General features: G+C 56.9%; 1 protein-coding gene. It reads left to right on the top strand.

Going from position 1 to position 262, the window contains the following annotated elements:
* On the top strand, window positions 1–262 hold a 262-nt coding region (locus Q4563_RS20585; RefSeq protein WP_303605837.1), incomplete at both ends, for a LysR family transcriptional regulator substrate-binding protein.

The following is a 262-nucleotide window of genomic DNA, read 5'->3' on the forward strand; positions in this document are numbered from 1 at the left end:
CGGTTCAGAAGATGCCTATCAGGCGGTAGAGCAACGTCAGGTAGAATTGGCTCTGACAACATTGGATAAACGTCAGCCGGATAAAATAACCGCCATCCCGCTGTGGCAGGATGATATGGTCTGCGTCTGTGCCCCCAGCCACCCGCTCGCACAGCAACAGGTCACTCTGGCCAGCCTGGCGGAGAATGCCGTTATTTTGCCAGAGCCAGATACCATTACCTACCGGGTGGTAGACGCAGCCTTCCGGGAAGCGGGGCTGACT

This window comes from Gilvimarinus sp. 1_MG-2023 (genome assembly GCF_030548285.1).